The following is a 26,622-nucleotide window of genomic DNA, read 5'->3' as shown; positions in this document are numbered from 1 at the left end:
TAGAGTCGTGGGCATGCAGTCGTGGGATTTTCCGCCGGTCCCGGTGGTGCCTGGACGCGGCCCGGAGCTCCGGCTGTACGACACCTCCGACCGGCAGGTGCGCCCGGTTGCGCCGGGATCTGGTCCTGGTTCAGCGGCGACGATGTACGTCTGCGGCATCACGCCGTATGACTCCACCCACCTCGGCCACGCCGCCACCTATCTGACCTTCGACCTGGTCTACCGGCAGTGGCTGGACCTGGGCCACGACGTGCACTACGTGCAGAACGTCACCGACGTGGACGATCCGCTGTTCGAACGCGCCGACCGCGACGGCGTGGACTGGCGCGAGCTGGGCGATCGCGAGGTCGCCCGCTTCCGCGAAGACATGGCGGCGCTGCGGGTCCTCCCACCGCGCGAGTACGTCGCGGCCACCGAGGCGATCCCCGAGGTGGTCGAGCTGGTCGAGAAGATGCTGGCGTCGGGCGCGGCGTACGTCATCGACGGCGATTACCCGGACGTCTACTACCGGGCTGACGCCACGCCGCAGTTCGGCTACGAGTCCGGCTACGACCGCGAAACGATGCTCCGCCTGTTCGGGGAGCGCGGCGGCGACCCGCAGCGGCCGGGCAAGACCGACGAGCTCGACGCGCTGCTGTGGCGGGCCGCGCGCCCGGGGGAGCCCAGCTGGCCGTCACCGTTCGGCGACGGGCGGCCCGGCTGGCACGTCGAGTGCGCGGCGATCGCGTCCAGCCGCATCGGCAGCGGCCTGGACATCCAGGGCGGCGGTAGCGACCTGATCTTCCCGCACCACGAATTCACCGCCGCGCATGCCGAATGCGTCCGGGGCGAGCGCAGATTCGCCCGGCACTACGTGCACGCGGGCATGATCGGCTGGGACGGGCACAAAATGTCCAAAAGCCGGGGCAACCTGGTGCTGGTGTCGACGTTGCGGGCGCAAGGCGTCGAGCCGGCGGCCATCCGGCTGGGCCTGCTGTCCGGCCACTACCGCGCGGACCGGTTCTGGAGTCCGCAGGTGCTCGACGAGGCGAACGCCCGCCTGCGACGCTGGCGCACCGCGACCGGGCTGACCGCCGGCCCGGACGCCGCCGACGTGGTCGCGCGGATTCGCCAGTACCTGGCCGACGACCTCAACACTCCCAAAGCCCTTGCGGCGCTTGATGGCTGGGCCACCGACGCGCTCGAATACGGCGGCCACGACACCGACGCGCCGCGGCTGGTGGCCGCCGCGATCGACGCGTTGCTCGGCGTGGAGCTGTGAACACGGAGCGGTAAAGGCGGTACGTTGTCGGCCATGACGTCGCTGCAGGACAAAGTCGTTTTCATCACCGGTGGTGCCCGGGGCATCGGCGCCGAAGTCGCGCGTCGGCTGCGTAAGAAGGGCGCCAAGCTCGTGCTGACCGACCTCAACGACGCCGAGCTGACCGCGCTGGCCGCCGAACTCGGCGAGGAACACGTGCTGACCGCGGTCGCCGACGTGCGGGACCTGCCGGCCATGCAGGCCGCCGCCGCCCGGGCCGTCGAACGCTTCGGCGGCATCGACGTCGTGGTGGCCAACGCCGGCATCGCCAGCTACGGGTCGGTGCTGCAGGTCGACCCCGAGGCGTTCAAGCGGGTGCTGGACATCAACGTGCTAGGTGTCTTCCACACCGTGCGCGCCACCTTGCCGGCGGTGATCGAGAGGCGTGGCTACGTGCTGATCGTGTCGTCGCTGGCCGCCTACGCCGCTTGTCCCGGCCTGGCGCCCTACAACGCGTCGAAGGCCGGCGTCGAGATCCTCGCCAACGCGCTGCGGCTGGAGGTCGCCCACCGCGGCGTCACGGTGGGCTCGTCGCACATGTCCTGGATCGACACCGCCCTGGTCCGCGACAGCGAGGCCGACCTGCCCGCATTCGGGAAACTGCTCTCCAGCTTCCCGTGGCCGCTGAACAAGACGACCACCGTCGCGAAATGCGCCGACGCGTTCGTCAAGGGCATCGAGGGGCGCCGGAGCCGCGTCTACTGCCCGGGCTGGGTGGCCCTGTTCCGCTGGATCAAGCCGGTGCTGTCCACCCCGGTCGGGGAGCTGCCCCTGCACAAACCGACCGCGGAATTGTTGCCCCAACTCGACGCTCAAGTCGCCGCGCTCGGGCGCTCCACCAGCGCCTACAACCAGGGCTTGGACAAGAGGAGCTAGCGGCCGAACCCGGGCCGCCGTCGACGCAGATACCGCTCGAACTCCGCGGCCAGCGCGTCGCCGTCGATCTTGCCCAGCGCCTCGTTCATGTCGACCTCGGCGTCGCCGCGCTGTTCGAGCGACAGCACGTATTCGGCCAGGTCCTCGTCCTCGGCGGCCATCTCGGTGATGGCCTGCTCCCACTCCTCGGCGTCCGTCGGCAGGTCGGCGAGGGGAACCTCGATGTCGAGCACGTCTTCGACGCGGCGCAGCAGCGCCACCGTCGCCTTCGGGTTCGGCGGTTGCGACACGTAGTGCGGCACCGCCGCCCAGAAGGTCACCGCAGGGATCCCGGCGGCCACGCAGGCGTCCTGAAACACCCCGGCGATGCCGGTCGGGCCCTCGTAGCGGCTCTCCTCGAGCCCGAAGCGCTTGGCCGACTCGGGGGAGTAGGCGGCGCCCGAAACCGGAACCGGCCGGGTGTGGGGAGTGTCTGCCAGCAGGGCGCCCAGGATGACCACGGTGTCGACGTTGAGCTTGTCGGCGATGGCGACCAGCTCGGCGCAGAAGGTGCGCCAGCGCATGTTGGGTTCCACGCCGTGCATCAGCACGACGTCGCGGTCGCTGCCCGGCGGCCGGCAGTGCGAGATCCGCATCGCGGGCCACACCAGTTCCCGGGTGACCCCGTCAACCTGCCGGATGACGGGCCGATTCACCTGGTAGTCGTAATAGGCCTCGTCATCGATCTCCAGGATCGGGTCGGCCTCCCAGATCGCCTCCAGGTGTTCGAGGGCGTCGCTGGCCGCGTCACCGGCGTCGTTCCATCCCTCGAACGCCGCCACGACGATGGTGTTGTGCAGTTCGGGCAGTGCGGTTTCGCCGAAAGGAGGGCCGTCGGGCGGGGTCACAGATTCAGCGTACGGCCTAAGGCCCAATTGTTCGGGCGCCGGTGTAGCCGATCTTTGGACCGGCGTCCGGTCCACCGGGCGCTTTGCATAGGACGACTATCCTTGTGGTGTGGCTGCTCTTATGGTGTGGCTGCCGCTGACCGACACCGCTGACCGACACCGCTGACCGATACCGCTACGACACCTGCACCTTCGCCACTCCGGCGCAGCGTCTGATGGTCGGCTGTGGTGGTCGGCTGTGGTGGTCGGTTGTGGTGGTCGGCGATGCTGCGATGGGCGCCGGCTTGCGGGGCGCCGACGACCACGTCTGCGCGGTCGAGACGAAATACGCTCGGCTCCAAACTGGTTAACCTTGGTAACTAAAGTGATTACGACATCGCCGGCAAGGCCCGCGGGCGGGCGCGCGAAGGGCACCGCGATCGCCAAGCGGGTCGGGTCGGGTTGGGCGTCCAGACGTCGGGTGACGACGACGTAGACTTTCCACCGTCGAGAGGCGTTGCAACGGTTCCGGTCCTCGCCGGTATCCGCCACGCTCGGCAGAGTCAAGGACGCCTTCCGCTACGGAAGGAACTACGTGAACGCCGCTGAGTCAGACTTCGCACCGAACCTCCGTCCCGACTGCACCGACGAACTGTCGGTGTCTCTGCGCCAGCGGATCATGGTGATCGACGGCGCGATGGGCACGGCAATCCAGCGGGACCGGCCGGATGAGGCCGGCTATCGCGGCGACCGGTTCACGGAGTGGCCGACCGCTCTGCAGGGCAACAACGACCTGCTCAACCTGACGCAGCCGCAGATCATCCAGGGGATCCACCGCGAGTATCTCGAGGCGGGCGCCGACATCCTGGAGACCAACACGTTCAACGCGAACGCGATCTCGCTGTCCGACTACGGCATGGCGGACCTGGCCTACGAGCTGAACTACGCCGGAGCCGCCCTGGCGCGGGCGGCCGCCGACGAGTACAGCACCCCGGATAAGCCCCGCTACGTCGCCGGGGCGATCGGGCCGACCACGCGCACCGCGTCGATCTCGCCCGACGTCAACGACCCCGGGGCCCGCAACGTCTCCTACGACGAGCTGGTCGCCGCCTACCTCGAATCCGCCAACGGCCTGGTTGACGGGGGGGTGGACCTGCTCATCGTCGAGACGATCTTCGACTCGCTGAACGCCAAGGCGGCGGTGTTCGCCGTCGAGACGCTGTTCGAGGACCGCGGACGCCGTTGGCCGGTGATCATTTCGGGCACCATCACCGACGCCTCCGGGCGGACGTTGTCCGGCCAGGTCACCGAGGCGTTCTGGAACTCGATCAGGCACGCGAGGCCGCTCGCGGTCGGTCTCAACTGTGCGCTGGGTGCGCCGGAGATGCGGCCCTACATCGCGGAGGTGTCGCGGATCGCGGACACGTTCGTGTCCTGCTACCCCAACGCGGGCCTGCCCAACGCCTTCGGCGAGTACGACGAGTCTCCGGAGCGCCAGGCCACCTACATCGCCGACTTCGCCGAGGCCGGCCTGGTCAACCTGGTCGGTGGGTGCTGCGGGACGGCGCCGCCGCACATCGCCGAGATTGCCAAGGTCGTCGACGGCTTGAGGCCGAGGGAAGTGCCGCACATTGCCGTGGCCACCCGGCTGTCGGGCCTCGAACCGCTCAACATCACCGACGACTCGCTGTTCGTGAACATCGGTGAGCGCACCAACATCACCGGCTCCGCCCGCTTCCGCAACCTGATCAAGGCCGAGGACTACGACAGCGCCCTGTCGGTGGCCCTGCAGCAGGTCGAGGTCGGCGCGCAGGTCATCGACATCAACATGGACGAGGGCATGATCGACGGCGTCGCCGCGATGGACCGGTTCACCAAGCTGGTCGCGGCCGAGCCGGACATCAGCCGCGTCCCGGTGATGATCGACTCCTCCAAGTGGGAGGTCATCGAGGCGGGCCTGAAGAACGTGCAGGGTAAGCCGATCGTCAACTCGATCTCCATGAAGGAGGGCGAGGAGAAGTTCATCCGCGAGGCACGGTTGTGCCGCAAGTACGGCGCTGCCGTCGTCGTGATGGCCTTCGACGAGCAAGGTCAGGCCGACAATCTGGAGCGCCGCAAGGAGATCTGCGGGCGGGCCTACCGGATCCTGACCGAAGAGGTCGGTTTCCCGCCCGAGGACATCATCTTCGACCCCAACTGCTTCGCGTTGGCGACCGGCATCGAGGAGCACGCGACCTACGGCATCGACTTCATCGAGGCCTGCGCCTGGATCAAGGAGAACTTGCCGGGCGTGCACATCTCCGGCGGTATCTCGAACGTGTCGTTCTCGTTCCGGGGCAACAACCCCGTCCGCGAGGCGATCCACGCGGTCTTCCTGTTCCACGCCATCAAGGCGGGCCTGGACATGGGCATCGTCAACGCGGGCGCGCTGGTGCCCTACGACTCGATCGACCCCGAGCTGCGGGACCGGATCGAGGACGTCGTCCTGAACCGTCGCGACGATGCGGCCGAGCGGCTCCTGGAGATCGCCGAGCGGTTCAACAAGACGGACAAAACCGAGGATCCGAAGGCGGCCGAGTGGCGCAGTCTGCCGGTCCGCGAGCGGATCACGCACGCGCTGGTCAAGGGGATCGACGCCCACGTCGACGCCGACACCGAGGAGTTGCGGGCCGAGATCGCCGCCGCCGGTGGGCGCCCGATCGAGGTGATCGAGGGCCCGCTGATGGACGGCATGAACGTCGTCGGCGACCTCTTCGGCTCGGGCAAGATGTTCCTGCCGCAGGTGGTGAAGTCGGCCCGGGTGATGAAGAAGGCCGTCGCGTACCTGCTGCCGTTCATCGAGGCGGAGAAGGCCGAGAACGGGACAGCCGCAGCCAAGGACACCAACGGCACCATCGTGATGGCGACCGTGAAGGGCGATGTCCACGACATCGGCAAGAACATCGTCGGAGTTGTCTTGCAGTGCAACAACTTCGAGGTGATCGACCTCGGCGTGATGGTGCCCGCCCAAAAGATCCTGGACGCGGCCAAGGAGCACGACGCCGACATCATCGGGCTGTCCGGGCTGATCACCCCCTCGCTCGACGAGATGTCCAACTTCGCCGTCGAGATGGAACGCGAGGGGCTTCAGATCCCGCTGCTGATCGGCGGCGCGACCACGTCGCGCGCCCACACGGCCGTCAAGATATCGCCGCGTCGCAGCGGTCCGGTGGTCTGGGTCAAGGACGCGTCCCGTTCCGTGCCGGTCGCGGCGGCCCTGCTCGACGACAAGCAGCGGCCGGCCCTGCTGGAAACCACCGAGAAGGATTACGCATCGCTGCGCGAACGGCACTCCCAGAAGAACGAGCGGCCGATGCTGACGCTGGAGAAGGCCCGCGCCAACCGGACGCCGATCGACTGGGACGGCTACACGCCGCCGGTGCCCGCGCACGGCCTGGGCGTGCGGGAGTTTCATGACTACGACCTCGCCGAGCTGCGCGAGTACATCGACTGGCAGCCGTTCTTCAACGCCTGGGAGATGAAGGGCCGATTCCCCGACATCCTCAACAATCCGGCCTCGGGCGAGGCGGCCCGCAAGCTGTACGACGACGCCCAGGAGATGCTCGACACCCTGATCAAGGAGAAGTGGCTGACCGCCAACGGGGTGATCGGATTCTTCCCCGCGAACGCGGTCGGCTCGGGTATCGAAGACATCGAGGTCTACACCGACGACACCCGGACCGAGGTGCTGACCACGCTGCACAACCTGCGCCAGCAGGGCGAGCACCGGGACGGCATCCCGAACCGGTCGCTGGGCGACTACATCGCGCCCAAGGACACCGGTCTGGCCGACTACGTCGGCGCCTTCGCCGTCACCGCGGGGCTGGGCAGCCAGGAGAAGATCGCCGAGTTCAAGGCGGCCCACGACGACTACAACGCGATCCTGCTGGAGTCGATCGCCGACCGGCTGGCCGAGGCTTTCGCGGAGCGGATGCATCAACGGGTCCGCAAGGAGTTCTGGGGCTTCGAGCCCGACGAGCAGCTGGACAACGAGGCACTCATCGGTGAGAAGTACCGGGGGATTCGCCCGGCCCCCGGCTATCCGGCCTGCCCGGAGCACACCGAGAAGGTGACGCTCTGGAAGTTGCTCGACGTTCGGGAACGGACCGGCATCGAGCTGACCGAGTCGATGGCGATGTGGCCCGGCGCCGCCGTCAGCGGCTGGTATTTCTCGCACCCACAGTCGCAGTACTTCGTGGTCGGCCGGTTGGCCCAGGACCAGGTCGCCGACTACGCGAAGCGCAAGGGCTGGACCCTGCAGGAGGCCGAGCGCTGGCTCGCACCCAACCTCGGCTACAACCCGGAGGACTGACTTCTCACCGCGAGCTGGGCGCACCTCCCGCTTGCGGGGAGCGTGCCTGTGCGCCGACATGCCGTTGAAGGCGGCATCCTGCGCACGCTCGCGACGGCGCAAAGCTACACGCGCAGCACCGAACTCAACGCCGACAGCGGGACGTGCGCTTGGACCGTGCCGCCGTCCATGTACCACTGCGGCAGACCGGTGGAGAAGTTGATCGGTTCGTCGTGACCCACCGGATAGTCCGGCATGTACAGGATCAACTCGTCCGGAGTCACCGCCCACGCCTTGTACGCCCCGGAATACACCTTGTCCGGCGTCCAGCGGTCGACGACGAAGGGGTAGGTGCCCGGGTCGTGCGGCGGTGGCGCCTGATCGAGCGCGGTTTGGATAAACGGTTGGGCCAGTGGGGGAATCGCGGTCAATGGATTCGACGTCGTCAGGTCGGCCAGCCGCACCCGCCGGCCGCTTGCCATGTCGAAGGTGAAGGTCCGGTAGGCGTTGTTGAACTTCGGTCCGTCGGCGTGGTAGTCCTCGTGGAACACGGCGCTGAGCAGGTTGCCGTGCCGGAACACCTCGAAGTTCTCTTCGCCGTAGCTGTCCGCGGCCATGCTGCCGTTGGCGCTCTTCCAGTTGTTGACCAGGGTGCGCAGGTAGTCGCGGACCACCGGCCCGGTGGTCGGATCGTCGACGAGGCCGTCGGGGACGGCGACCTTGATGTCGCGCACGGCGTTGCGCTCCGACGTGACCGAGGTGTGGCAGTACCGGCCGTCCCAGTCACCGCCCAGCTCGCCGCAGAACGACTGAGCGGACGCGTGGGTGGTGGCGGTGCTGGGAATCGTTGCGGCCAAGGCCAATACGGTTGCCACGAAGAGCCGGCGCATCACAGCAGCTGGACCTTGCTCGCCCGCCAGCGGCCGTCGACCTTTTCCATCGTCATCTTGATCCTGCTGCGGTCGATGCGCGGGTCGGGCGCGGCGGTGTTGGTGACGGTCTGGTCGATGAAGACAAGCACGACAACCTTGTTCGTGGATTCGGACTGGATCGCCGAGTCCACCACCACCCCGTGCGCGGTTGCCTTGTTGTCGATCAGCAGTTGCCGTAGCTTGACGCTGGACTGCGTGTACATGTCCTTGAACTCGCCCGTCGCGCCATCGAGAACCTGCCGGAAGTTGTCGTCGACCTTGTTCGAGTCGATGCTGGTCAGCACCTGCGCGTAGGCGATGGCCGCCTGTTGGGCCTGTTCGCCGGCCAGCTTGACCTGATGGTCTTGCCACTGCCGCCAGCCGAGGAAACCCGAAACACCAAGCGAGGCAATGAGTAACGCCGGCAGCACGCTGCGACGCAGATTGCGCCTCCACGGGCGCTTGCGGCGCTCCGCGTCGGGACGCTTGCGTTTGAGCAGCGCACCGCCCTCGTCCTCCCTGTCTTCATCGGCAGCTTCGTCGACCGCTTCATCGGCAGCTTCGTCGGCCGCTTCATCGGCCGCCTGTGCGGATTCTTCGACGCGTGCCTCGTCGGCGTCTTCGGTTGCGGCCGGTGGCTTCTCGGCGTCCGTGTCCACGTCGGCGTGCGCCTTTGCCCTTGGGTTCTTCTTGGTGGTCACGATCATGATGATCTCCTCACGGTCTCAGCTGGTCAGTGCGGCGGTTCGATCGGCAGCTGCGGGCCGCCGTAGGGAGTGGGAATGGTGTAGCGGCCCCGCGGGGTCGGATCGGTTCGGCGGCCCAGGTCCGCGCCCGGCGGTGGGCCGGCCGTGTCGTCACCCCCGGGCCGCGGCGCGTTCTTGGCGCCGCGGATCGAGACCGCGGGGTCGTCGTCGCGGCAATAGGTGTACATGAACGGCTCGTAGTAGTCGGCGGCCGAGGAGGCGTGCGAGGGCGTGCCGTAGTCGCACACGTAGCGAGGATAGAGGTCGGCCGTCGCCCAGACGCCGTGATCGTGGAAGGCGCTCGTCACCGCGTCCAACACCGACCCGCGGTAGTCGGGGAACAGCGCGTTGAGCGCCGGCACCCGCAGATAGAGCAGCTGGGACATGGTGGCCATGCTGCCCAACAACTGCACCATCGTGTCCGAATTGTCGGCGAACAGGTTGTCCACGGCCGAAAGTGTGCGCGGCGTCTGCGCGGTCAACCGGCGATAGCCGGCCTGCATCCGCGCCACGCCGGTCAGCGTGTGGTCGAGTTCGGTTGCGGCGGCGCCCAGCCCGGCGTTCTTGTCGCCGGCCAGCGTGAGCACGACGCGGCTGGTCTTGAGGATGCTGGTGGTTTGGGGCAGCACCGAATCGAGCGTGGACAGCAGGAAGGTGCCGCCGTCGACGATGGCGGTCAGCTTCGCGGGGCCCTCCTTGCTCAGGCTCAGTTCCTTCTTGATCAACTCGACCTTGTGGGGGTCGACCTGGGCGAGCAGCCCGTCGGCGTCGCCGAGTAACTGTGCCAGGCTGACCGGGACGCTCGTGTGGTCGGAAGTGATGAGGCTGCCGTCGTGCAGATACGGCCCCGCATCGGACGCGGCCTCGAAGTTGATGAACTGCTCCCCGGCCGGCGAGAGTGCCGACACGTGCGCGACGCTGTTCGCGGGGATCCGCACCTTCGACGTGATGCTGGCGATGGCGTCCACCCCGTTGTCGGTGATCCGCAGCGACTCGACGCGGCCGACGCGGACTCCCCGCAACGAGACGTCCTGGTTGGGCAGTAGGCCGCCAGATTCCGGCAACTGCACCGTGACCCGGTAGGACGAGGCGAATGGCTGCACCCGCAGCGCGCCGACGAGCAGGTAGGCGGTCGCAACGACGAGAATGAGCACCAATCCGGCGACCGAAAGCCAGACCTGTTGCCTATGGGCCGCGCGCACCGCCCGGACGACGAGATTGGCGGCGTTGCCGGTGGCGCGGTTCACGGGTGTGGTCCCGGCGGTGGCCCGGGGGCGACATCGATCTGGCCCGGGATGTTCGGGTCGGGAACGACCGGAACCTGCGGCGAATTCGGGCCGCGGCCGACCACGCGCTCCTGTAGCCGCCACAGGGTGTATTTGAGGGTGCCCACGAGCAGGTTGACGTTGTAGTGGTGCGGTCCGTGCAACCCGATGTCACCGGGGAATCCGATGTCGGGTATCGACCCGAGCATGATCTTGTCGACGCTGACGTTCACCGAAATCGAGTTCCCGGCCGTCGATTTCACCAGTGGGGGAATGAGCCGATTCAACGCCAGCCAGCTGGTATCTGGGCTCACCGCCACGTCGTTGGCGGCGGCGGCGACCGTATTCAGGTCGCGGACGATACTGCGGCCGCTGGTGTCCGTGCCGCCGATCGACGGGAACCGGGCCAGCAGCCGGGAGGTGGCGCCCACCCGCTCGGCCAGGTCGGAAAGCTGGGCGGTGTTGTCGGCCAGCGCCGACGTCGCGGGGCTGGCGGCTGCCATCAAGTCGCTGATGGTCTGATTCTTGGCGTCCAGCTCGTCGGCCAGGCCCGACAATTGGGTCAGCGCGTTCGAGATCTGATCGGATCGCGAATCCAGCCTGCCGAGCAGCTCGTTGGACTTGCGGATCATGTTCCCGAACGCCTGGCCCTGGTCGCCGGTCGCCTTGCCGAATCCGTTGATGATGTTGGTGAAGTTGCGAATTGCCCCGCCGTTCACCAGGACCGCCGCCGAGCTCAGCACCGACTCGACGGTCGCGGCGGCCGCCGTCGAATCCAACCCGATGGTGTCGCCGTCCTTCAGCAGGGAAGCGCCGGGGTCGCTCGCCGGCGGCGGCTTCAGCGCGACGAACACGTCGCCAAGCGGTGTCGCGGTCCGCAATTCGGCGGTGCTGCCCCGGGGCAGTTGGACGCCGTCCCTGATGCGCAGCCGCGTGACCGCGGTGTAGTTGCGGGCGACCATGGATTCGAGCTGCCCGACGTCGGCGCCGGCGAGCTTCACTTTGGCGTTCATCGGCAGGTTGAGCGCATTGGAGAAGACCGCGTTCAGTGAGTAGCCACCCGAACCCAGCCCCGGCGCCGGAAGGGGCAGGCTGGCAAGACCGTTCGTGGCGCAGCCCGCGGTGGCCCATGCCGTGACTACTGCCGTGACCATCGCCATCACCGTTGACGGGACCATTGCCTTAGCCACCACCGCGAGCCTGCCCCGCGCGCGCTGCGCGCCCGTGGCCCTCATTTCTGCCCCATGGCGGCCATGCCGTCCAGCACATAGGTCAGTCCGAAGTCGGGGCCGAAGTCCTGTATCGTCCCGGTGCTGCATCCCAACTGGCGAAGGCCCATCAGGTTGCAGATCTCCTTGGTGTACTGGCTGTCGAAGAGCAACCGATCGGTGAGGAAGCGGGCACGCACGCTGCCGTTCGCGCGGTCGATCATGTTGTAGGCGTTGTCGGCCACCAGCGGAGCCAGGTCGAGGAGTTCCGCCAGGTCGCGTCGTTGGTCGGTCACCGTCTTGAGCGTGGCATTGCCATTCAGGGCGGCCTGCTTGATGTTGTCCCGGTTGGCGTCGAGCAGGTCGCCCGCACGCTGGATCAACTGGTCGAGTCTGCGTCCCGTGCTGCCGCTGCCAAGGTCCTCGTCGGCCATGATCTGGCTGACTTGGTGGATGGTGGAGGCGAATTCGCGCAGCTTGGTGTCGTTCGCGGCGACCGCGTCGAACAGGGTGCTGATGTTTCGCACGATCGTGGTGATCTGCTCGCGGGTCGTCGCGCCGCCGTCGCTGGACAGGCGCAGCGCCTTGGCCAGCTCACCGAGCGCCGCTTTGATCTTTTCGCCGTTCCCGCTGACCACCTCGGTGCCCCCGTTGAGCACGTCGGCGATCGGGCCGCCGCCGCGGCCGTCGCCCTCGAGCGACTTGGTCACCTTGTCGAGAACGTTGAGGACGCTGCTGAATTCGACGGGGGTCTTGGTCCGGGGCAACCCGATGGTGTCGTGGTTCTCCAGCGTCGGTCCACCGTGATAGGGCGGCGTGAGCTCGATCTGCCGGTCGGTGAGGATCGAGGTCGACACCGTGACGGCCTGCGCGGCGGCAGGAACTTTGACGTGGCGGTCGACGGTGAAGTCGACTTCGACGTAACCGCCCTTGGGGGTGATCTTGGTGATCTTGCCGACCGGCATGCCCAGGACCGCCACCTCATTGCCCTCGTACAGGCCGGAGGCGCTGTCGAATTGGGCGGTCACGGTGATCGTGTCCTCGCCGGCACCCAGGTACCACCAGCCGACGCCGACCGCTGTGGCAATGACCGCGAGGACCGCGATGACGGCCACCGCTCTGCGCCCGGGGCCCCTCACTTGCAGTCCTTGAAATATTGGATCATGCCGAATTGCTTGGCACGCCCACTGATTGCGCACATCCACGAGTCGATCAGCGGAACGTTGGGAGCGTTGAAGTTGATCGCGTTGCCGTCGCCGGTGAGGTTCGCCGCCTCGCGGAAGAAGATCGGGCTGGTTTGCAGCATGCTGTGCAGCAGGTCGTCGTGTTTGGACATCAAATCGGTGAAGTCCCGCATGTCTTTGATCAGCGACTCCAGGCCCGACCGGTCGTTGACCACGACCTGGCTCATGGTGTCGATGAGGCTGGACAGGGATTGCATCATCGCGTGGAACACCGCGCGTCGGGCGACGAATTGGCCCAGCAGGTCTTGGCCCTGGTTGACCAGCGTGCCGATGCCGGCCTGCTGGCGCCGCAGCGTGTTGGTCACCTGCTCGGTGCTGCGCAGCAGTTGCCCGAGCTGGTCGCGTCGTACCGCGATGATCGACGACAACGTGTGGATGTTCGAGATCGCCTGCGGCACAACAGCGGGCAGGCCTTCGAGCTGCTTGCCGAGCACCGCGAGCGACTGCGCGAACCGGTCGGAGTCGACCTGCTCGAAGGTGGTGGTGGCGTCCTGCAGCGCGGCTTGCAGGTCGTAGGGGACCTCGGTATGTGCGAGGTCGAAGGTGTTGTGGGGCAGGCGTGCCGGGCCGTTGGGTGCTATCGCGAGGTACCGCGATCCCAGGATGGTGGTGACCTTGATCTGCGCCCGGGAGTCCTTGCCCAGCGCGATGTTGTCGCGGATCTTCAGCCCCGCCTCGACGTGGTCGCCCACCAGCTTCATGCTGGTGACGTTGCCCACCGGGATGCCCGCGACGACGATGGGGTTGCCGGCCCGCAGCGACGCGGCTTGCAGGAACTCGGCGGTGTAGTGCCGGTATCCGGCGCCGAGCGCGTGCACGAGCAGCATGACGCCGATGATCACCGCGACCACGGCGACGGCGATGAACCCGAGCCACGTCTTGTTGTAGCTCTCCAGTGGGCGCCTTTTCATCCGCTCCCATACGGACCCGTCAGCCATCAGCCGTACTCCTGCATCTGGGCGTGTGCCACGCCGTATTGCCCGGCGTGGCGGCGTTGACGATGATCGGCACCACATCGTTGAGGCCGGGGAAGAACCCCATGAAGTTCACGTCGCACACGTAGGCGTTGCCGTATGCGCCCTGGTTGCCGACCCGGGCGAGCCCCTTCAGCAATAGGGGGATGTTGTCGCCGAAGAAGGCCACCTGCGGTTCGACGTCCATGATGTGCTTGGTGGCTCCGGGCCGGCGGTCGATGAATTCGCGCAGTGCCGGATACACGTCGGTGGCCGAGGCCGACAGCCGGCCGGTCACCCGGGCCAGGGACCCCACCGAGGCGACCAGGTCCGGGCGCCGCGCGTCGAGCTGGCCGACCACGCTACGGGCCTCGGTGATGACCCCGTCGAGGTCGTCGTCTTGTTGGGCCAGGTTGCCCATCACCTTGTCGAGATTGGTGATGACACTGCCGAGGGCCTGATCTCGGCCCGCGAAAGTCTCGGTGAGCGTTGACGTCTGGGCGACCAGTGTGGTCAGCGAGGACGTGTCGCCCTGCAGCGAGGCGATGATGCCCTTGGTGAGGTTGTCCGCGTCGTGGGGGTTCAGCAGGCTGAACAACGGTTCGTAGCCGTTGAGCAGCGTGGTGACGTCGAACGAGGGTTCGGTGCGTTCCAGCGGGATGGTGCTGCCCGGGGGGAGCAGCTCCGGACTGCCTTCCCTGCCCAACGACAATCCGAGGTAACGCTGGCCGACGATGTTCTGGTACGTCACCGAGGCGAGGGTGTTGCCGAACAACCGCTGTTCGGACTGCACCACGAACGACACTTTCGCCAGTTTCCCGTCGAGCTCGATCTTTTCGACCCGGCCGACGCGCACCCCGGCCATCCGGACGTCGTCGCCTTCGCGGAGCCCGTACACGTCGCTGAACACCGCCGAGTACCCGGCGGTGTTGCCGGCCACGTCACGCCGCAGGCTGACATACACCAGCCATGTCAGCATCAACGAGACGACCATGAAGAGGGTCAATGCGACGAGCGGGCCGCGAAACTTCATTTGGCCTCCCCGGGGGGCGGGACCGGCGGGTGAGCGAGTGACACCGTGGTGCCACGGGCGACGGGACCCAGCAGCAGCTCGGTGGCTTCGGTCGCGGGCGCGCCGGTGACCACGCCGAGCACGTTGCGTTCGTATTGGCTCCCAACGGGTCCGACGTTCCCCCCGAAGTGAGGGACGCCGAAGGAGGCCTGCGGAATCCACGGCGCCTTGGGTGCCACCGGCGCGACCCACGGTTCGTGCGGTTGTGGCGTCGCGGGGGCACCGGGCGACGGGTTGTCGGGGTTGGCGCTTCCCGGTACGGGCGGCGACGGCGTGATCCCGGGGGCCAGTGGCGGATTGGGATCGGTCAAGTTGGGGTTCGGATTGATCAGCGGCGGCCCGACGGCGACGAGGTTGCCGTCCGGACCGATCACGGTGCCCGGCGGCGGGGCCAGATCCTTGGGCGGCTGATAGTTCTGCGGCAGCAGCACGTCGGGCAGGTCGGGACGCACCGGAATCAGCGGCGCGGTAAAGCAGCTGGGCCCCTTCAGCTCACCGTAATGGGGGCAGTCCGCACGGGTGTAGGTGGAGCTGGGCGTGAACGTCAGCATCGCGCGCATGTTGCCGAGGTTCGTCCGGGGGTTCCAGACCTGGTCCATGAACGTGTCGGCCAGGTTGTCCAATTTGGCGACCGCGGGCACGAAATTGTTCGACTTCTGCGCCAGCACGCCGAGGACCGGCGTGAAATCGGTGGTGATCCGGATGAGCTGGTCGATGTGGTTGCCCAGCGACTGGCGCGTCGTGCCGACCGTGTCGTCGGCGCCCGACAGCAGCGAAGCCAGCTGTCCGCGTGTCTCGGCGAAAGTCCGCATCGGCTCGACGGCCTGATGCAGTGCGTCGAGGAGGTCCGGGGCCGTCTGCGCGAGGCCACGTGTGGCGTCCAGCAGCGCGGACACGGTCGACGGTCCGGCATCCGTGCTGACGATCGAATTGAGCTGATCGAGAAGGCGGTTCAGCTGCGCGCCGGCGTTGAGCAGGCTGACCCGGCGATGGTCGGTGGCGGCGCCCAGCGCGGCCAGAATTCCGACGGACCGGTCGTCGCGGTCGCGGCCCGCGGCGGCGAGCAGGTTGCGCAACTTGGTCACGGTCGTCTGAAACAACACGGTCGGAAGCCGCCGGTCTTCCGGGATGTGCGCGCCGGCACGGATGCTCGCGCCGTGGCCCTCCTGGTTTGGGGAGCCGACCAACTGAACCGAGGAGACGGCGAAGACGTTGCTGGGCACCACCCGCGCGGTCACGCTGGCCGGAATGGACCCGGCGAATTCCTGCTTGAGGTCGATGTGGACGTAGTTGGGTCTTCCGTGCGCCGCGGGGACGACGCCGTCGACCATGCCGACAAGGACGCCGTGGTATTTCACGTCCGACTTCTGCGGAAGGCCGTCGCCGACATTCACCAGATCGGCGACCACCCGCACGTAATCGTTCAGCCTGCCAGTGGATTTGATCAACATCGCGGTGGTCATCATTGCGCTGACCACTACGACGGCGATGCCGATGCCGAACAGCTGGCGGTCGGAGGGCCCGCGGCCGTCCAGCTCAAAGGAATTGGGCATGTTCCACCGACCTAGCCGCCAAACCTCGCACCGGAGTCGACGCCCCACAGCGCCATGGTGAGCAGCATGTTCACGACGATCACGACGGTGATGCTGGCCCGCATGCCGTGTCCCGCGGCGACCCCGACGCCTTCGGGTCCGCCGCTGGCGTAGTACCCGTAGTAACACTGGATCGTGGAGGCGATCCAGACGAAGATGACGGCCTTGATCAGGGAGTAGACGATGTCCTGCCCGGCCAGCATCAGCGTGAAGTAGTGCAAATAGGAACCGGTCGAGCCGCCGCTGCCGATCCCCACCACCAGCTGCGTGCTGAGGTAGCCGATCGCCAGGCACGCGGCGTACAGCGGGACGATCGCGGCCACCGAGGCGATCAGCCTGGTGGTCACCAGGTACGGGATCGGGCGGATCGCAATCGATTCCATCGCGTCGATTTCCTCGGCGATGCGCATGGATCCCAGCTGGGCGGTGAAGCGGCAGCCGCCCTGCATGGCGAACGCCAGCGACGCCATCAGGGGAGCCAGCTCGCGGGTGTTGACCAGCGAGGAGACGAACCCGGTGGCGGGCCCCAGGCCGAGCAGGTTCAGGAAGTTGTAGCCCTCGATGCCGACCAGCGCGCCGACGGTCACGCCGAGCACGACGGCCACCCCGGCCGTCCCCCCACCCACCACGATCGAGCCGTTGCCCCAGGTGATGTTCGACAGCAGGCGCAAGAACTCCCCGCGGTACTGGCGCAGGGCGAGCGGCACGGCGACCAGCGCCCGGACGAAGAAGACCAGCAGATGGCCGAGCCGGATGATCGGCAGTCTGCCCCGGCGGTAGAGCCGGACGAGCGGCACCGAAATCGGTGCGAACGGTTGGTAAGCGGAGGCGGTCACGTCACAGCCCCGTCCTGGGCGACAACATGATGTAGAGCTGGCTGATGGCGACGTTGACGATCATCAGCAGCAGGATCGCCTCGACGACCGCCGCATTGACCGAGTTCGCGACGCCGGTCGGTCCGCCCTTGGTGGACAAGCCTTTCTGGCTGGACACGACGGCCACGATCGCGCCGAACACGATCGCCTTCACCAGCGCAAGGATCATGTCACCCGTCGTCGCGAACGACGCGAACGTCGACACGAAGCTGCCCGGCGCCCCGTTCTGGAAGTAGACGTTGAACATGTAGCTCGCGAAGAATCCCGCGAAGCACACGACTCCGGTGAGGGCCACCCCGATCATCACCGCCGCGGCGAGGCGGGGGACCACCAGGCGGCGGATCACCGACACGCCCATCACCTCCATCGCGTCGGTTTCTTCGCGCATCGTCCGTGAGCCCAGGTCGGCGGTGATGGCCGACCCGACGGCCGACGCCATCAGCACCGCGGCCACCAGCGACGCCCCCTGCCGGATGACCGCGAGCCCGCTGGCGGCCCCGGCCAGCGACGTGGCCCCGACCTGGCCGGCCAGCAGGGCGAACTGGATGGACAGCGTGACGCTGATCGGCAGTGACACCAGGATCGTGGGCAGCACGGCGGTGCCGGCCATGAACGCGCCCTGGCGGACGAACTCCTGCCACTGGAATCGCCCTGTGAGCAGGTCGAGGAAGAAGTACTGGACGGTGCGCACACCGAGGACGAATTGTTCGCCGACGGTGGTCAGTGACGCGACGGGGTGACGCTTGACGTATCCGATGGACCATTCCTGAATGGCGGTGACGCCGTCGTGTCCGGTAGTCATAGCGCGGCTATTTGTCGTATGTCTAGCAAACTCACGGCACCCGTCATCGAATGTCAGCTACGGCTTCCATCGGCCTCTCCCACCCCTGATTCCGTGAGTGCCGTGCAGGCGCGCTCGGGTGCCATCGAGAGTCAATTCTTATTAAAATAGTGTCAACAGGTCCCACGATTGCGCTGTTCAACGGTGTGTGCTGCATCACATTAACCTACTTGATAGGGACTTTCAATAGTGTAGAGTCACTCATCTGAGTTCGTCGCTGGACGGCGCCGCAGGGTCGAAATGTCGGATTGACGAAGGTGAAGGCATGCCCTCAGCAAACACCGGCTCGTTGCGAGACCGCCGTCGTGCCGAGCTAGTTTCGCAGATCCAGCAGACCGCGCAGCGGCTTTTCGCCGAACGCGGCTTCGACGCGGTGACGACCGAGGAGATCGCCGCGGCGGCGGGCGTATCGATCAGCACCTATTTCCGGTACGCACCCAGTAAGGAGAGCCTGCTGGTCGGTCCCGTCCGGGAGGCCAGCGCCGAGATCGTCGAGTCCTACAGCGCGAGACCACCGGACGAGTCACCGGTCGAGGCGTTGATCCGGCTGTTCGTCGCGCGCGCCCAGGAGGTCATCGAAGTCCAGACGCTGGACACCTGGCGCCAGGCCGTGGCCACCGCCCCGCACCTGTTGAGCCAATCGGTACTGGTCACCGCGACCGAACATCGCGAATTCGTCGGGCAAGTGGCGGCCCGCATGGGCGTCGACGCAGCGGCAGACGTCCGGCCCGCGCTGTTGGTGCACACCAGCTTGGCCACGGCCAAATTCGTCATCGATCGCTGGCTCACCCAGCCCGCCGACGGCCCGGAGTTTCATGTTCAGCTCGAAGAGGCGCTGCGCATGACGCTCGCCGGGTTGAGCTGATCGGGCGGCTCAAACGTCGCCGGCGGGAAACCGCCGTGACTGTGCTCGCCGCCGCGTGAAACAATCGCTGGCCGTGAAGACGTTTGAGGATCTGTTCGCCGAATTGGGCGAGCGCGCCCGCACGAGGCCGGCCGGCAGCGCGACGGTTGCCGCGCTGGACGGCGGCATCCACGGGTTGGGCAAGAAGATCCTCGAGGAGGCCGGCGAGGTGTGGCTGGCCGCCGAGCACGAACCCGACGAGGCGCTGGCCGAGGAGATCAGCCAGTTGCTCTATTGGACGCAGGTGTTGATGATCGCGCGTGGCCTGTCGCTCGACGACGTCTACCGGAAGCTGTGACGATGCTGCGGGTAGCGGTTCCCAACAAGGGCACGCTGAGCGAGCCGGCCAGCGAGATTCTCGCGGAGGCGGGCTACCGCCGTCGCACCGATTCCAAAGACCTCACCGTCATCGATCCGGTCAACCAGGTCGAGTTCTTCTTTCTGCGGCCCAAAGACATTGCGATCTATGTGGGTTCGGGGCAGCTCGATTTCGGCATCACCGGACGCGATCTGGTCCGCGACTCGGACGCGCCGGTGCGCGAAAGGCTGGCCTTGGGTTTCGGGTCGTCCAGCTTTCGCTATGCCGGCCCGGCCGGGCGTGCGTGGACGACGGCGGATCTGGCCGGGAAGCGGATCGCGACGGCCTACCCGAATCTTGTCCGAAAAGATCTGGCGGAGCGCGGCATTGAGGCAACCGTCATCCGACTCGACGGGGCGGTGGAGATCTCGGTGCAACTCGGCGTGGCCGACGCCATCGCCGACGTGGTCGGTTCCGGGCGCACCCTGAGCCTGCACGACCTGGTGGCCTTCGGCGATCCGCTGTGCGACTCGGAGGCGGTGCTGATCGAGCGCACCGGCCCGGAGGGCCCAGGCGGGACGCAGGCGGCGCACGATCAACTGGTGGCGCGCATCCAGGGTGTGGTCTTCGGGCAGCAATATCTGATGCTCGACTATGACTGCCCGCGTTCAGTCGTGGACCGGGCGACGGCGATCACGCCGGGTTTGGAGTCACCGACCATCGCCCCGCTCGCCGATCCGGACTGGGTCGCGATCCGCGCGCTGGTGCCCCGCCGTGGCGTCAACGAGATCATGGACGAGCTTGCGGCCATCGGCGCCAAAGCAATTCTGGCTTCAGACATCCGGTTCTGCCGGTTCTGATCGGCCATCCAGCGGCATGTCGATCAGGGTCTGAATAACCGCCGTCACCGCGTCCGTCAGGCGGTCCGCCGAGGCTTCGGTGAGTGCGGGCGTCTGGATGACGCTTCGCATCAACCACACCCCGGCGATGACGGACAGTATCAGCTCTGTGCGCAGGGGCTGGTCCGGTTCAGGTAGCCGCGAGGCGAGCCGTCTTCCCACATGGCGCCGGAGAGCATCGCGCACGATTTCCGCGGCCCGGGGGTTCGGTACCGACCGCAACATGATTGGGAACCTGCCCAATTGCTCTATCTCGGGCGCGCTTAACGCGACAAGGTTGTGGGCGGCGTCGTGTGCCAGTGACTCCGAGTCATCGCCGAAGAACGCCGGGGGCGCGAACGCGGCCTCGACCACCTCGGCGAAGAGTTGCTCCTTGGATCCGAAGTAGCGGTTGATCAGCATTGCGGTCACACCGGCGTCGCGCGCGATTTCGCGGACCCCGGCGCCGTCATAGCCATACCTTGCGAAGGCCTGCAGTGCCGAGGCCAGGATGTCGGCGCGGGTCTTGGCCGCGTTGCGCGGGCGAGGCGCCGCGGACTGCTTCTTGGAATTGGCCATATCTGCAAGTGTAGACATCGGTGGCGTGTGGGGTCTACAGTCGTAGACATAGCAGCCAGCCGCCTCCGTGCCAACCCGAGGTCACCCGGGCCGCCACCGAAGAAGGGAGCCGATCGCCGTCTCGCTGGCTACGCTGGCACCCGCACCCACCGATGAAAGACTCGTACCCGCCGGGGGACCGACTCTGGTGGTCCACCTCCACAGGAGCTACCCATGACACATTCCTTGATCCTGCTGCTGGCTTTACTGATTGGCGTCGTCGCCGGGTTGCGTTCGCTGACCGCTCCCGCCGTGGTCGCCTGGGCCGCCTACATTGGCTGGATCGACCTGCATGGCACATGGGCGTCCTGGATGGCCAACATCATCACGGTCATCGTTTTCACCGTGCTCGCGGTCGGCGAGTTGGTCAACGACAAGCTGCCCAAGACGCCGGCCCGCACGGCGCCGCCGATCTTCGCCGCCCGCATCGTCATGGGCGGACTGGCGGGCGCGGCGCTTGGCGCGTGGCCGCACTGGACCTTTACCGCGCTCGGCGCCGGTGTGATCGGCGCGGTGCTCGGCACCCTCGGTGGCTACCAGGCGCGCAAACGGCTGGCTGCCGCGACGGGCAAGGACCTGCCCATCGCGCTGCTGGAGGACGCGGTCGCGATATTGGGCGGCTTCGCGATCGCCGCTGTCACGGGTCACGTGCTGACGGAGTATCTGCTGACGGCGGTTAAGTGACAGCGCATTTCGACGCGGTCATCGTCGGAGCGGGCCAGGCCGGACCACCGCTGGCGGGCCGCCTGACGGCGGCCGGGCGGCGGGTCGCGCTGGTGGAACGCAAACTCATCGGCGGCACCTGTGTCAACACCGGGTGCATCCCGACCAAGACGCTGGTCGCCAGCGCGTACGCGGCCCACCTGGCGCGCCGCGGCGCGGACTACGGTGTGACGACCGGGCCGGTCGGCGTCGACATGGCGAAAGTCAAGGCGCGCAAAGACGAGATCATGCTCGCGGACCGTAAGGGCGTCGAGGACTGGTTGACGGGCATGGACGGCTGCACCGTCTTCCGCGGGCACGCGCGTTTCACCGATCCGCACACGCTGCTCGTCGACTCGGAAGATGGGCACCACGTGCTGCAGGCCGACCAGGTCTTCCTGAACGTCGGTGGCCGCGCGGTGGTGCCCGAGATCCCGGGACTGGCCGATGTCGACTACCTGACCAACGTCTCCATCCTCGAACTCGACACGCTGCCAAGCCATCTCGTGATCCTGGGGGGCAGTTACATCGCGCTGGAGTTCGCGCAGATGTATCGCCGTTTCGGCGCGCGGGTGACGGTCGTCGAAAGGGGTTCGCGGCTGGCGTCCCGCGAGGACGAGGACGTCTCGGCCACCGTTCGGGAGATCCTCGAGGACGAGGGCATCGACGTCGTCGTGGACGCCGATGACGTGCGAATCACCAAGACGGACAACGGTTTCGACCTCACCCCCAACGCAGGTGCCGCGCCGATCGCCGGGAGCCACCTGCTGCTGGCCGTCGGCCGCCGCCCCAACACCGACGACCTGGGCCTCGATGCCGCCGGGGTGCGGACCGACGCCCGCGGCTACATCGTGGTCGACGACCAGCTCAAGACCAACGTCGACCACATCTGGGCGATGGGGGACTGCAACGGCAAGGGCGCCTTCACCCACACCTCCTACAACGATTTCGAGATCGTCGCGGCCAACCTGCTCGACGACGACCCGCGGCGCGTGAGCGACCGCATCACCACCTACGCGCTCTACATCGACCCGCCGCTGGGCCGGGCCGGCATGACCGTCGAGCAGGTCCGCGCGTCGGGGCGCAAGGCGCTGGTCGGCAAGCGGCCGATGACACGAGTCGGCCGTGCGGTGGAAAAGGGTGAGACGCAAGGCTTTATGAAGGTGGTGGTGGACGCCGACACCCGGGAAATCCTGGGCGCCGCCATCTTCGGGGTCGGCGGTGACGAGGTGATCCATGCCATCCTGGACGTCATGTCGGCCAAAGCGCCGTACACCACCCTGGCGCGCACCATGCACATCCATCCCACCGTCAGCGAGCTCGTGCCCACCATGCTGCAGGAGATGGCCCCGCTCCAGTGACCGCTTACCGCGACGCGGCGGCGGGGCGGCGGGAGCGCCGTCGCCGGCCACCCGCGGCGGCCGGTCCGCGGGAGGAGGCCGGAGCCTGCCCGGACCGCTGGGGCGGCACCGAAACCGGCGCGGTGACCTGACGGGGCGAGGCCTGTCCGGCCAGCGCGTGGATGACGGGGGAGGCCGCGGTGACCTGCTGGGGGACGGCGCGGATGGCCGCCTTGCGCATCATCGATTCGGTGTCCCGGCGTTGCTCGGGCAGCACGATCGTCACGACGTCGCCGGAGGCCCCGGCCCGCGCGGTGCGGCCGGAGCGGTGCAGGTAAGCCTTGTGCTCCGGGGGTGGGTCGACGTGCACCACCAGCTCGATGTTGTCCACGTGCACGCCGCGCGCGGCGATGTCGGTCGCTACCAGCACGCGGGCGTGTCCGGCGGCGAACGCCGCCAGGTTCCGGTCACGCACGTTCTGGGAAAGGTTGCCGTGCAACTCGACCGACGCGATGCCCGACTGGGTGAGCTGGCGGGCCAGCTTCCGGGCCTGGTGCTTGGTCCGCATGAACAGGATTCGCCGGGAGTCGCCCGCGGCCAGCCGGTGCACCAGGTCCCTCTTGGCCTGGGGCCCGTCGACGCAGAAGAGGTGATGGGTCATCGCGGGAGTCACGGACGCCGGTTCGGCGACCGATCGCGTCACGGGGTCGCTGAGGAATCGTTTCACCAGGGTGTCGACCGCGGCATCCAGAGTGGCCGAGAAGAGCAACCGCTGGCCGTTCGCCGGGGTGGCGGCCAGGATGCGCGTGACGGTGGGCAGGAAGCCCAGGTCGGCCAGGTGATCGGCCTCATCGATCACGGTCACCTGTACGGCGCTCAGCTTGACGATGCCCTGCTTCATCAGGTCGTCCAGCCGGCCCGGGCAGGCGACGACGATGTCGACGCCGGATTTGAGCGTCGTGGCCTGCCTGTGCTGCGGCACCCCGCCGAAGATGGTGGCCACGCGCAAGCCCCGAACCGCGGCGAGCGGCGCGATGGTCGCGGCGATCTGTGTCGCCAGTTCGCGGGTGGGCGCCAGCACCAGCCCGGTGGGCTTGCCCGGCCGGCGATTCCCGGCGTCGAGCCGGCTCACCAGCGGAATCGAGAAGGCGAGCGTCTTGCCGCTGCCGGTCTTGCCGCGGCCCAACACATCACGGCCGGCAAGCGTATCCGGCAAGGTCTGGATCTGGATCGGGAATGGCCGGTGAACGCCGCCTTTGGCGAGCGCGTCGACCAGCGGTTGGCTCACCCCGAGGTGAGCAAATGTGGTGTCTTCAAGCATGTTTCACTGTCCCTAAAGCGTCGGTGGTAGCGAGATTGCCCATCTGGCAACATCGATCGCCGCGACTCGAGGCTGTGCGGTGCGCACCTAGTCATCTCGGACTCGGCGCCCCGCGGGGATCTGAGAGGAAATAACGAATCGATCACGACGTGCTGGCGACCCGTTCGGCGGCCAACGTTGACAACAGCCTACCGCATTCGCCGGTGAACTATCGCGTCCGGGCGGTCACACCGCAATGACCCTTGTCACATCGGCGGACCGGACGGCGGTCACGCCGCCGGCTCGGTCGGCCGCGAAAGCACTTGCGCCGCACCATAATCCGGCCAGCCGGGGTAGGCGGGCGGCGTTCCGCCGAACAACGGGCAGTGCTGCTGATGGGGGCACCAGTCACACAACCGCGACTGACTGGGACGGAAATCACCCGTCTGGCCGGCGGATTGGATGGCCCGCCAGATCGCCGTCAGCGTCTTCTCGAAGCGCAGCAGCTCGTCGTGGTCCGGGGAGTAGTCCAACACCTGGCCGTCGGCCAGGTAGATCAGCCGCAGCCGGGTGGGCGGCACGCCGCGGGTGCGCAGCAGCGCCACCGCATAGAACTTCATCTGGAACATCGCCTTGAATTCGGCCAGGGCCCGCGCGGCCGGCGGTGCCTTGCCCGTCTTGTAGTCGACCACCCGCAGCTCCCCGGTGGCGGCCACGTCGATCCGGTCGATGAAGCCGCGCAGCAACGTGCCGTCGGCGAGCTCGACCTCCACCCGCTCCTCGCAGCACTGCGGGTCGAAACGGGTCGGGTCCTCCAGCCGGTAATAGCCGGAGAGCAACGCGCGGGCCTCGGCGAGCAACTGGGCGCGCTGCGCGGGTTCGAACTCGCGGGCAAGCTCGGGCGCGGCGGTGATGACCTGGTCCCAGGCCGGCTCGAGCAGGGTCAGCGCGGTGTCGGGGCCGCGCTGGGCGGTGGGCAGCGCGTAGAGCTGCTGCAAGGCGGCGTGCACCACCGAACCGCGCAGCTGTGCCACCGACGGCGCCTCGGGCAGCCGGTCGATCGCGCGGAACCGGTACAGCAGCGGGCACTGCTTGAAGTCCGCCGCTCGGGACGGCGACAGTGCCGGTCTCGAAGCCGGTCTTGAAGCCGGTCTTGCCCCCGGCCGCGCGAGGGTCTGCGGCTGGTCGGTCATGTCCGCAGCGTAGAACCGGGTGCCGACAACCCCGGGCACCGGTTGCGGCGAGTCGGCTGGCACGCTAGACGGCGTGTCCGCAACCGGCCCGTTCATTGTCGGCGAACGCGTCCAACTCACCGACGCCAAGGGCCGGCACTACACGATGTCGCTCACGCCGGGGGCGGAGTTTCACACCCATCGCGGTTCGATCGCGCACGATGCGCTGATCGGGCTGGAGCAGGGCAGCGTGGTCAAGTCGAGCAACGGCGCGCCCTTCTTGGTGCTGCGACCCCTGCTGGTCGACTACATCATGTCGATGCCCCGCGGGCCCCAGGTCATCTATCCGAAGGACGCCGCGCAGATCGTGCACGAGGGCGACATGTTCCCGGGTGCGCGCGTGCTCGAGGCGGGCGCCGGATCGGGGGCGCTGACCTGCTCGCTGCTGCGCGCGGTCGGCCCCGGCGGGCGGGTGGTCTCCTACGAGCAGCGCGCCGATCACGCCGAACACGCCCGCCGCAACGTCTCGGTGTTCTTCGACGGGCTGCCTGACAACTGGGAGCTGATCGTCGCCGACGTCGCCGACTCCGACCGGCCGGAGGGCTCATTCGACCGCGCCGTGCTCGACATGCTCGCGCCCTGGGAGGTGCTCGATGCGGTGTCCCGGCTGCTGATCCCCGGCGGCGTGCTGATGATCTATGTCGCCACCGTGACCCAGCTGTCGCGGGTGGTGGAGGCGCTGCGTGCCCAGCAGTGCTGGACCGAACCGCGGTCGTGGGAGACGCTGCAACGCGGCTGGAACGTCGTCGGCCTGGCCGTCCGGCCGCAGCACTCGATGCGTGGGCATACCGCCTTCCTGGTCTTCACGCGCCGGCTCGCGCCGGGCGTCGTCGCGCCGGCGCCGCTGGGGCGCAAACGCGAGGGCCGCGACGGCTAGCGGCGATCGCAAGTGCGGCGTAGCCGGGCGCGGCGGGTCGCCGCCATCGGCTACCGGCCCCCTAATCGTCGCTGCGCCGCAGCCCGCGCCGCACCGACAGCAGCTCGAACTCGGGGTGCGCGGCCACCAGGCGTTCGGCCGCGTCCAGGACGTCGACCGCATGGCTGCGGTCGCCGGACACCGTGGCCACGCCGATGCCCGCGCGTCGATACAACTCGTGCGAGCCGGTTTCGGCCGCCGACACGCTGAACTTGCGTCGCAGCTCGGCGACGACGGGGCGGACCACCGAGCGCTTCTGTTTGAGAGATCGGACGTCGCCCAGCAGCACGTCGAACTCGAGCCAGCCGATCCACATGCCGCGGGTCAACCCGGCGGGCTCGGGGCGGGGGCGGGT

Annotated in this window: 24 protein-coding genes; 9 read left to right on the top strand and 15 right to left on the bottom strand. The window is 67.7% G+C overall.

The genetic code is table 11. The features are described 5' to 3' along the window. Window positions 1-13 precede the first annotated feature (13 nt). Both mshC and BST44_RS23725 read left to right on the top strand, forming a co-directional pair. Window positions 14-1,261 carry a cysteine--1-D-myo-inosityl 2-amino-2-deoxy-alpha-D-glucopyranoside ligase gene (mshC, locus tag BST44_RS23730; protein ID WP_083179498.1) on the top strand — a complete coding sequence of 416 codons (1,248 nt, stop codon included), beginning with the start codon at window positions 14-16 and terminating at the stop codon, window positions 1,259-1,261. A gap of 33 nt (window positions 1,262-1,294) precedes the next feature. Next, window positions 1,295-2,176 (top strand): SDR family oxidoreductase, encoded by an 882-nt coding sequence (locus tag BST44_RS23725; RefSeq protein WP_083179497.1) that lies wholly within the window; start codon window positions 1,295-1,297, stop codon window positions 2,174-2,176. Here the strand turns inward: BST44_RS23725 and BST44_RS23720 are convergent. Further along, complete coding sequence (locus BST44_RS23720) at window positions 2,173-3,063, bottom strand: PAC2 family protein (protein WP_208619877.1); 891 nt, start codon at window positions 3,061-3,063, stop codon at window positions 2,173-2,175. The two genes, BST44_RS23725 and BST44_RS23720, sit on opposite strands and share 4 nt — an antisense overlap. Window positions 3,064-3,637: 574 nt before the next feature. Here BST44_RS23720 and metH point away from each other — a divergent pair. Then, complete coding sequence (gene metH / locus BST44_RS23715; RefSeq protein WP_083179509.1) at window positions 3,638-7,393, top strand: methionine synthase; 3,756 nt, start codon at window positions 3,638-3,640, stop codon at window positions 7,391-7,393. Window positions 7,394-7,497: 104 nt separating this feature from the next. Here metH and BST44_RS23710 read toward each other — a convergent pair whose 3' ends face one another. From BST44_RS23710 to BST44_RS23665, 10 genes are read right to left on the bottom strand one after another with little or no spacing between them, the layout of a single operon-like run. Continuing rightward, window positions 7,498-8,262 (bottom strand): mannan-binding family protein, encoded by a 765-nt coding sequence (locus tag BST44_RS23710; RefSeq protein WP_142274668.1) that lies wholly within the window; start codon window positions 8,260-8,262, stop codon window positions 7,498-7,500. Continuing rightward, complete coding sequence (locus BST44_RS23705) at window positions 8,262-8,990, bottom strand: Rv1363c family protein (RefSeq protein ID WP_142274667.1); 729 nt, start codon at window positions 8,988-8,990, stop codon at window positions 8,262-8,264. Before BST44_RS23705 ends, BST44_RS23710 begins: the two co-directional genes overlap by 1 nt. A 26-nt stretch (window positions 8,991-9,016) precedes the next feature. Next, a complete protein-coding gene (locus BST44_RS23700) occupies window positions 9,017-10,276 on the bottom strand; it encodes an MlaD family protein (RefSeq protein WP_083179494.1) in 1,260 nt (419 codons plus the stop codon). Beyond that, window positions 10,273-11,529, bottom strand: coding sequence for an MlaD family protein (locus tag BST44_RS23695; protein ID WP_208619876.1), 1,257 nt, complete (start codon window positions 11,527-11,529; stop codon window positions 10,273-10,275). Before BST44_RS23695 ends, BST44_RS23700 begins: the two co-directional genes overlap by 4 nt. After that, window positions 11,526-12,641, bottom strand: coding sequence for an MCE family protein (locus tag BST44_RS23690; RefSeq protein WP_083179493.1), 1,116 nt, complete (start codon window positions 12,639-12,641; stop codon window positions 11,526-11,528). The genes BST44_RS23695 and BST44_RS23690 overlap by 4 nt, the downstream gene beginning before the upstream one ends. Beyond that, window positions 12,638-13,684, bottom strand: a complete 1,047-nt coding sequence (locus tag BST44_RS23685; protein ID WP_083179492.1) for an MCE family protein — start codon at window positions 13,682-13,684, stop codon at window positions 12,638-12,640. Before BST44_RS23685 ends, BST44_RS23690 begins: the two co-directional genes overlap by 4 nt. Next, a complete protein-coding gene (locus tag BST44_RS23680) occupies window positions 13,677-14,732 on the bottom strand; it encodes an MlaD family protein (RefSeq protein WP_083179491.1) in 1,056 nt (351 codons plus the stop codon). Before BST44_RS23680 ends, BST44_RS23685 begins: the two co-directional genes overlap by 8 nt. Beyond that, window positions 14,729-16,324, bottom strand: a complete 1,596-nt coding sequence (locus BST44_RS23675; protein ID WP_083179490.1) for an MlaD family protein — start codon at window positions 16,322-16,324, stop codon at window positions 14,729-14,731. Before BST44_RS23675 ends, BST44_RS23680 begins: the two co-directional genes overlap by 4 nt. Before the next feature lie 11 nt (window positions 16,325-16,335). Then, window positions 16,336-17,199 carry an ABC transporter permease gene (locus BST44_RS23670; RefSeq protein ID WP_083179489.1) on the bottom strand — a complete coding sequence of 288 codons (864 nt, stop codon included), beginning with the start codon at window positions 17,197-17,199 and terminating at the stop codon, window positions 16,336-16,338. Between the two features lies 1 nt (window position 17,200). Next, window positions 17,201-18,040 carry an MlaE family ABC transporter permease gene (locus BST44_RS23665; RefSeq protein ID WP_083179488.1) on the bottom strand — a complete coding sequence of 280 codons (840 nt, stop codon included), beginning with the start codon at window positions 18,038-18,040 and terminating at the stop codon, window positions 17,201-17,203. Window positions 18,041-18,344: 304 nt separating this feature from the next. Between BST44_RS23665 and BST44_RS23660 the strand changes: the two genes are divergently transcribed. Genes BST44_RS23660 through hisG form a run of 3 tightly spaced genes read left to right on the top strand, consistent with a single transcriptional unit; the run spans window position 18,345 to window position 20,141 of the window. Continuing rightward, complete coding sequence (locus BST44_RS23660; protein ID WP_083179487.1) at window positions 18,345-18,944, top strand: TetR family transcriptional regulator; 600 nt, start codon at window positions 18,345-18,347, stop codon at window positions 18,942-18,944. A 55-nt stretch (window positions 18,945-18,999) separates the two neighbouring features. Next, window positions 19,000-19,281 (top strand): phosphoribosyl-ATP diphosphatase, encoded by a 282-nt coding sequence (locus BST44_RS23655; RefSeq protein WP_067310353.1) that lies wholly within the window; start codon window positions 19,000-19,002, stop codon window positions 19,279-19,281. Between the two features lie 2 nt (window positions 19,282-19,283). After that, a complete protein-coding gene (hisG, locus tag BST44_RS23650; RefSeq protein ID WP_083179486.1) occupies window positions 19,284-20,141 on the top strand; it encodes an ATP phosphoribosyltransferase in 858 nt (285 codons plus the stop codon). On the opposite strand, the gene BST44_RS23645 is transcribed toward hisG, so the two are convergent. Beyond that, window positions 20,115-20,738, bottom strand: a complete 624-nt coding sequence (locus BST44_RS23645; RefSeq protein WP_083179485.1) for a TetR/AcrR family transcriptional regulator — start codon at window positions 20,736-20,738, stop codon at window positions 20,115-20,117. The genes hisG and BST44_RS23645 overlap by 27 nt on opposite strands. 213 nt (window positions 20,739-20,951) lie before the next feature. On the opposite strand from BST44_RS23645, the gene BST44_RS23640 reads away from it, so the two are divergent. Next, complete coding sequence (locus BST44_RS23640; RefSeq protein WP_083179484.1) at window positions 20,952-21,461, top strand: DUF4126 domain-containing protein; 510 nt, start codon at window positions 20,952-20,954, stop codon at window positions 21,459-21,461. Next, window positions 21,458-22,840 carry an FAD-containing oxidoreductase gene (locus BST44_RS23635; protein ID WP_083179483.1) on the top strand — a complete coding sequence of 461 codons (1,383 nt, stop codon included), beginning with the start codon at window positions 21,458-21,460 and terminating at the stop codon, window positions 22,838-22,840. Before BST44_RS23640 ends, BST44_RS23635 begins: the two co-directional genes overlap by 4 nt. A gap of 4 nt (window positions 22,841-22,844) precedes the next feature. Here the strand turns inward: BST44_RS23635 and BST44_RS23630 are convergent, their stop codons facing one another. Together BST44_RS23630 and BST44_RS23625 are read right to left on the bottom strand one after the other, a co-directional pair. Beyond that, window positions 22,845-24,140 (bottom strand): DEAD/DEAH box helicase, encoded by a 1,296-nt coding sequence (locus tag BST44_RS23630; RefSeq protein ID WP_083179482.1) that lies wholly within the window; start codon window positions 24,138-24,140, stop codon window positions 22,845-22,847. A gap of 269 nt (window positions 24,141-24,409) precedes the next feature. Then, window positions 24,410-25,312 carry a RecB family exonuclease gene (locus BST44_RS23625; RefSeq protein WP_083179507.1) on the bottom strand — a complete coding sequence of 301 codons (903 nt, stop codon included), beginning with the start codon at window positions 25,310-25,312 and terminating at the stop codon, window positions 24,410-24,412. Between the two features lie 73 nt (window positions 25,313-25,385). Here BST44_RS23625 and trmI point away from each other — a divergent pair, with 73 nt between their 5' ends. After that, window positions 25,386-26,228, top strand: a complete 843-nt coding sequence (gene trmI / locus BST44_RS23620) for a tRNA (adenine(58)-N(1))-methyltransferase TrmI (RefSeq protein WP_083179481.1) — start codon at window positions 25,386-25,388, stop codon at window positions 26,226-26,228. A 61-nt stretch (window positions 26,229-26,289) separates the two neighbouring features. Here trmI and BST44_RS23615 read toward each other — a convergent pair whose 3' ends face one another. Further along, the gene (locus tag BST44_RS23615; protein ID WP_083179506.1) at window positions 26,290-26,583 is read right to left on the bottom strand and encodes a DUF503 domain-containing protein; all 294 of its coding nucleotides are present in this window, start codon (window positions 26,581-26,583) and stop codon (window positions 26,290-26,292) included. Window positions 26,584-26,622: the final 39 nt, after the last annotated feature.

The organism is Mycobacterium scrofulaceum, from assembly GCF_002086735.1.
In the GTDB taxonomy this organism is placed as follows: domain Bacteria; phylum Actinomycetota; class Actinomycetes; order Mycobacteriales; family Mycobacteriaceae; genus Mycobacterium; species Mycobacterium scrofulaceum.
Note: the sequence above shows the minus strand (reverse complement) of the source record. Positions and strands in the feature narration are given on the sequence as shown.

Coding starts and splice junctions, on each gene's coding strand:
- mshC (WP_083179498.1), top strand. CDS start 14: ATGCAGTCGTGGGATTTTCCGCCGGTCCCGGTGGTGCCTGGACGCGGC.
- BST44_RS23725 (WP_083179497.1), top strand. CDS start 1,295: ATGACGTCGCTGCAGGACAAAGTCGTTTTCATCACCGGTGGTGCCCGG.
- BST44_RS23710 (WP_142274668.1), bottom strand. CDS start 8,262: ATGCGCCGGCTCTTCGTGGCAACCGTATTGGCCTTGGCCGCAACGATT.
- BST44_RS23705 (WP_142274667.1), bottom strand. CDS start 8,990: ATGATCGTGACCACCAAGAAGAACCCAAGGGCAAAGGCGCACGCCGAC.
- BST44_RS23695 (WP_208619876.1), bottom strand. CDS start 11,529: ATGAGGGCCACGGGCGCGCAGCGCGCGCGGGGCAGGCTCGCGGTGGTG.
- BST44_RS23685 (WP_083179492.1), bottom strand. CDS start 13,684: ATGGCTGACGGGTCCGTATGGGAGCGGATGAAAAGGCGCCCACTGGAG.
- BST44_RS23680 (WP_083179491.1), bottom strand. CDS start 14,732: ATGAAGTTTCGCGGCCCGCTCGTCGCATTGACCCTCTTCATGGTCGTC.
- BST44_RS23675 (WP_083179490.1), bottom strand. CDS start 16,324: ATGCCCAATTCCTTTGAGCTGGACGGCCGCGGGCCCTCCGACCGCCAG.
- BST44_RS23665 (WP_083179488.1), bottom strand. CDS start 18,040: ATGACTACCGGACACGACGGCGTCACCGCCATTCAGGAATGGTCCATC.
- BST44_RS23660 (WP_083179487.1), top strand. CDS start 18,345: ATGCCCTCAGCAAACACCGGCTCGTTGCGAGACCGCCGTCGTGCCGAG.
- hisG (WP_083179486.1), top strand. CDS start 19,284: ATGCTGCGGGTAGCGGTTCCCAACAAGGGCACGCTGAGCGAGCCGGCC.
- BST44_RS23645 (WP_083179485.1), bottom strand. CDS start 20,738: ATGGCCAATTCCAAGAAGCAGTCCGCGGCGCCTCGCCCGCGCAACGCG.
- BST44_RS23640 (WP_083179484.1), top strand. CDS start 20,952: ATGACACATTCCTTGATCCTGCTGCTGGCTTTACTGATTGGCGTCGTC.
- BST44_RS23630 (WP_083179482.1), bottom strand. CDS start 24,140: ATGCTTGAAGACACCACATTTGCTCACCTCGGGGTGAGCCAACCGCTG.
- BST44_RS23625 (WP_083179507.1), bottom strand. CDS start 25,312: ATGACCGACCAGCCGCAGACCCTCGCGCGGCCGGGGGCAAGACCGGCT.
- BST44_RS23615 (WP_083179506.1), bottom strand. CDS start 26,583: ATGTGGATCGGCTGGCTCGAGTTCGACGTGCTGCTGGGCGACGTCCGA.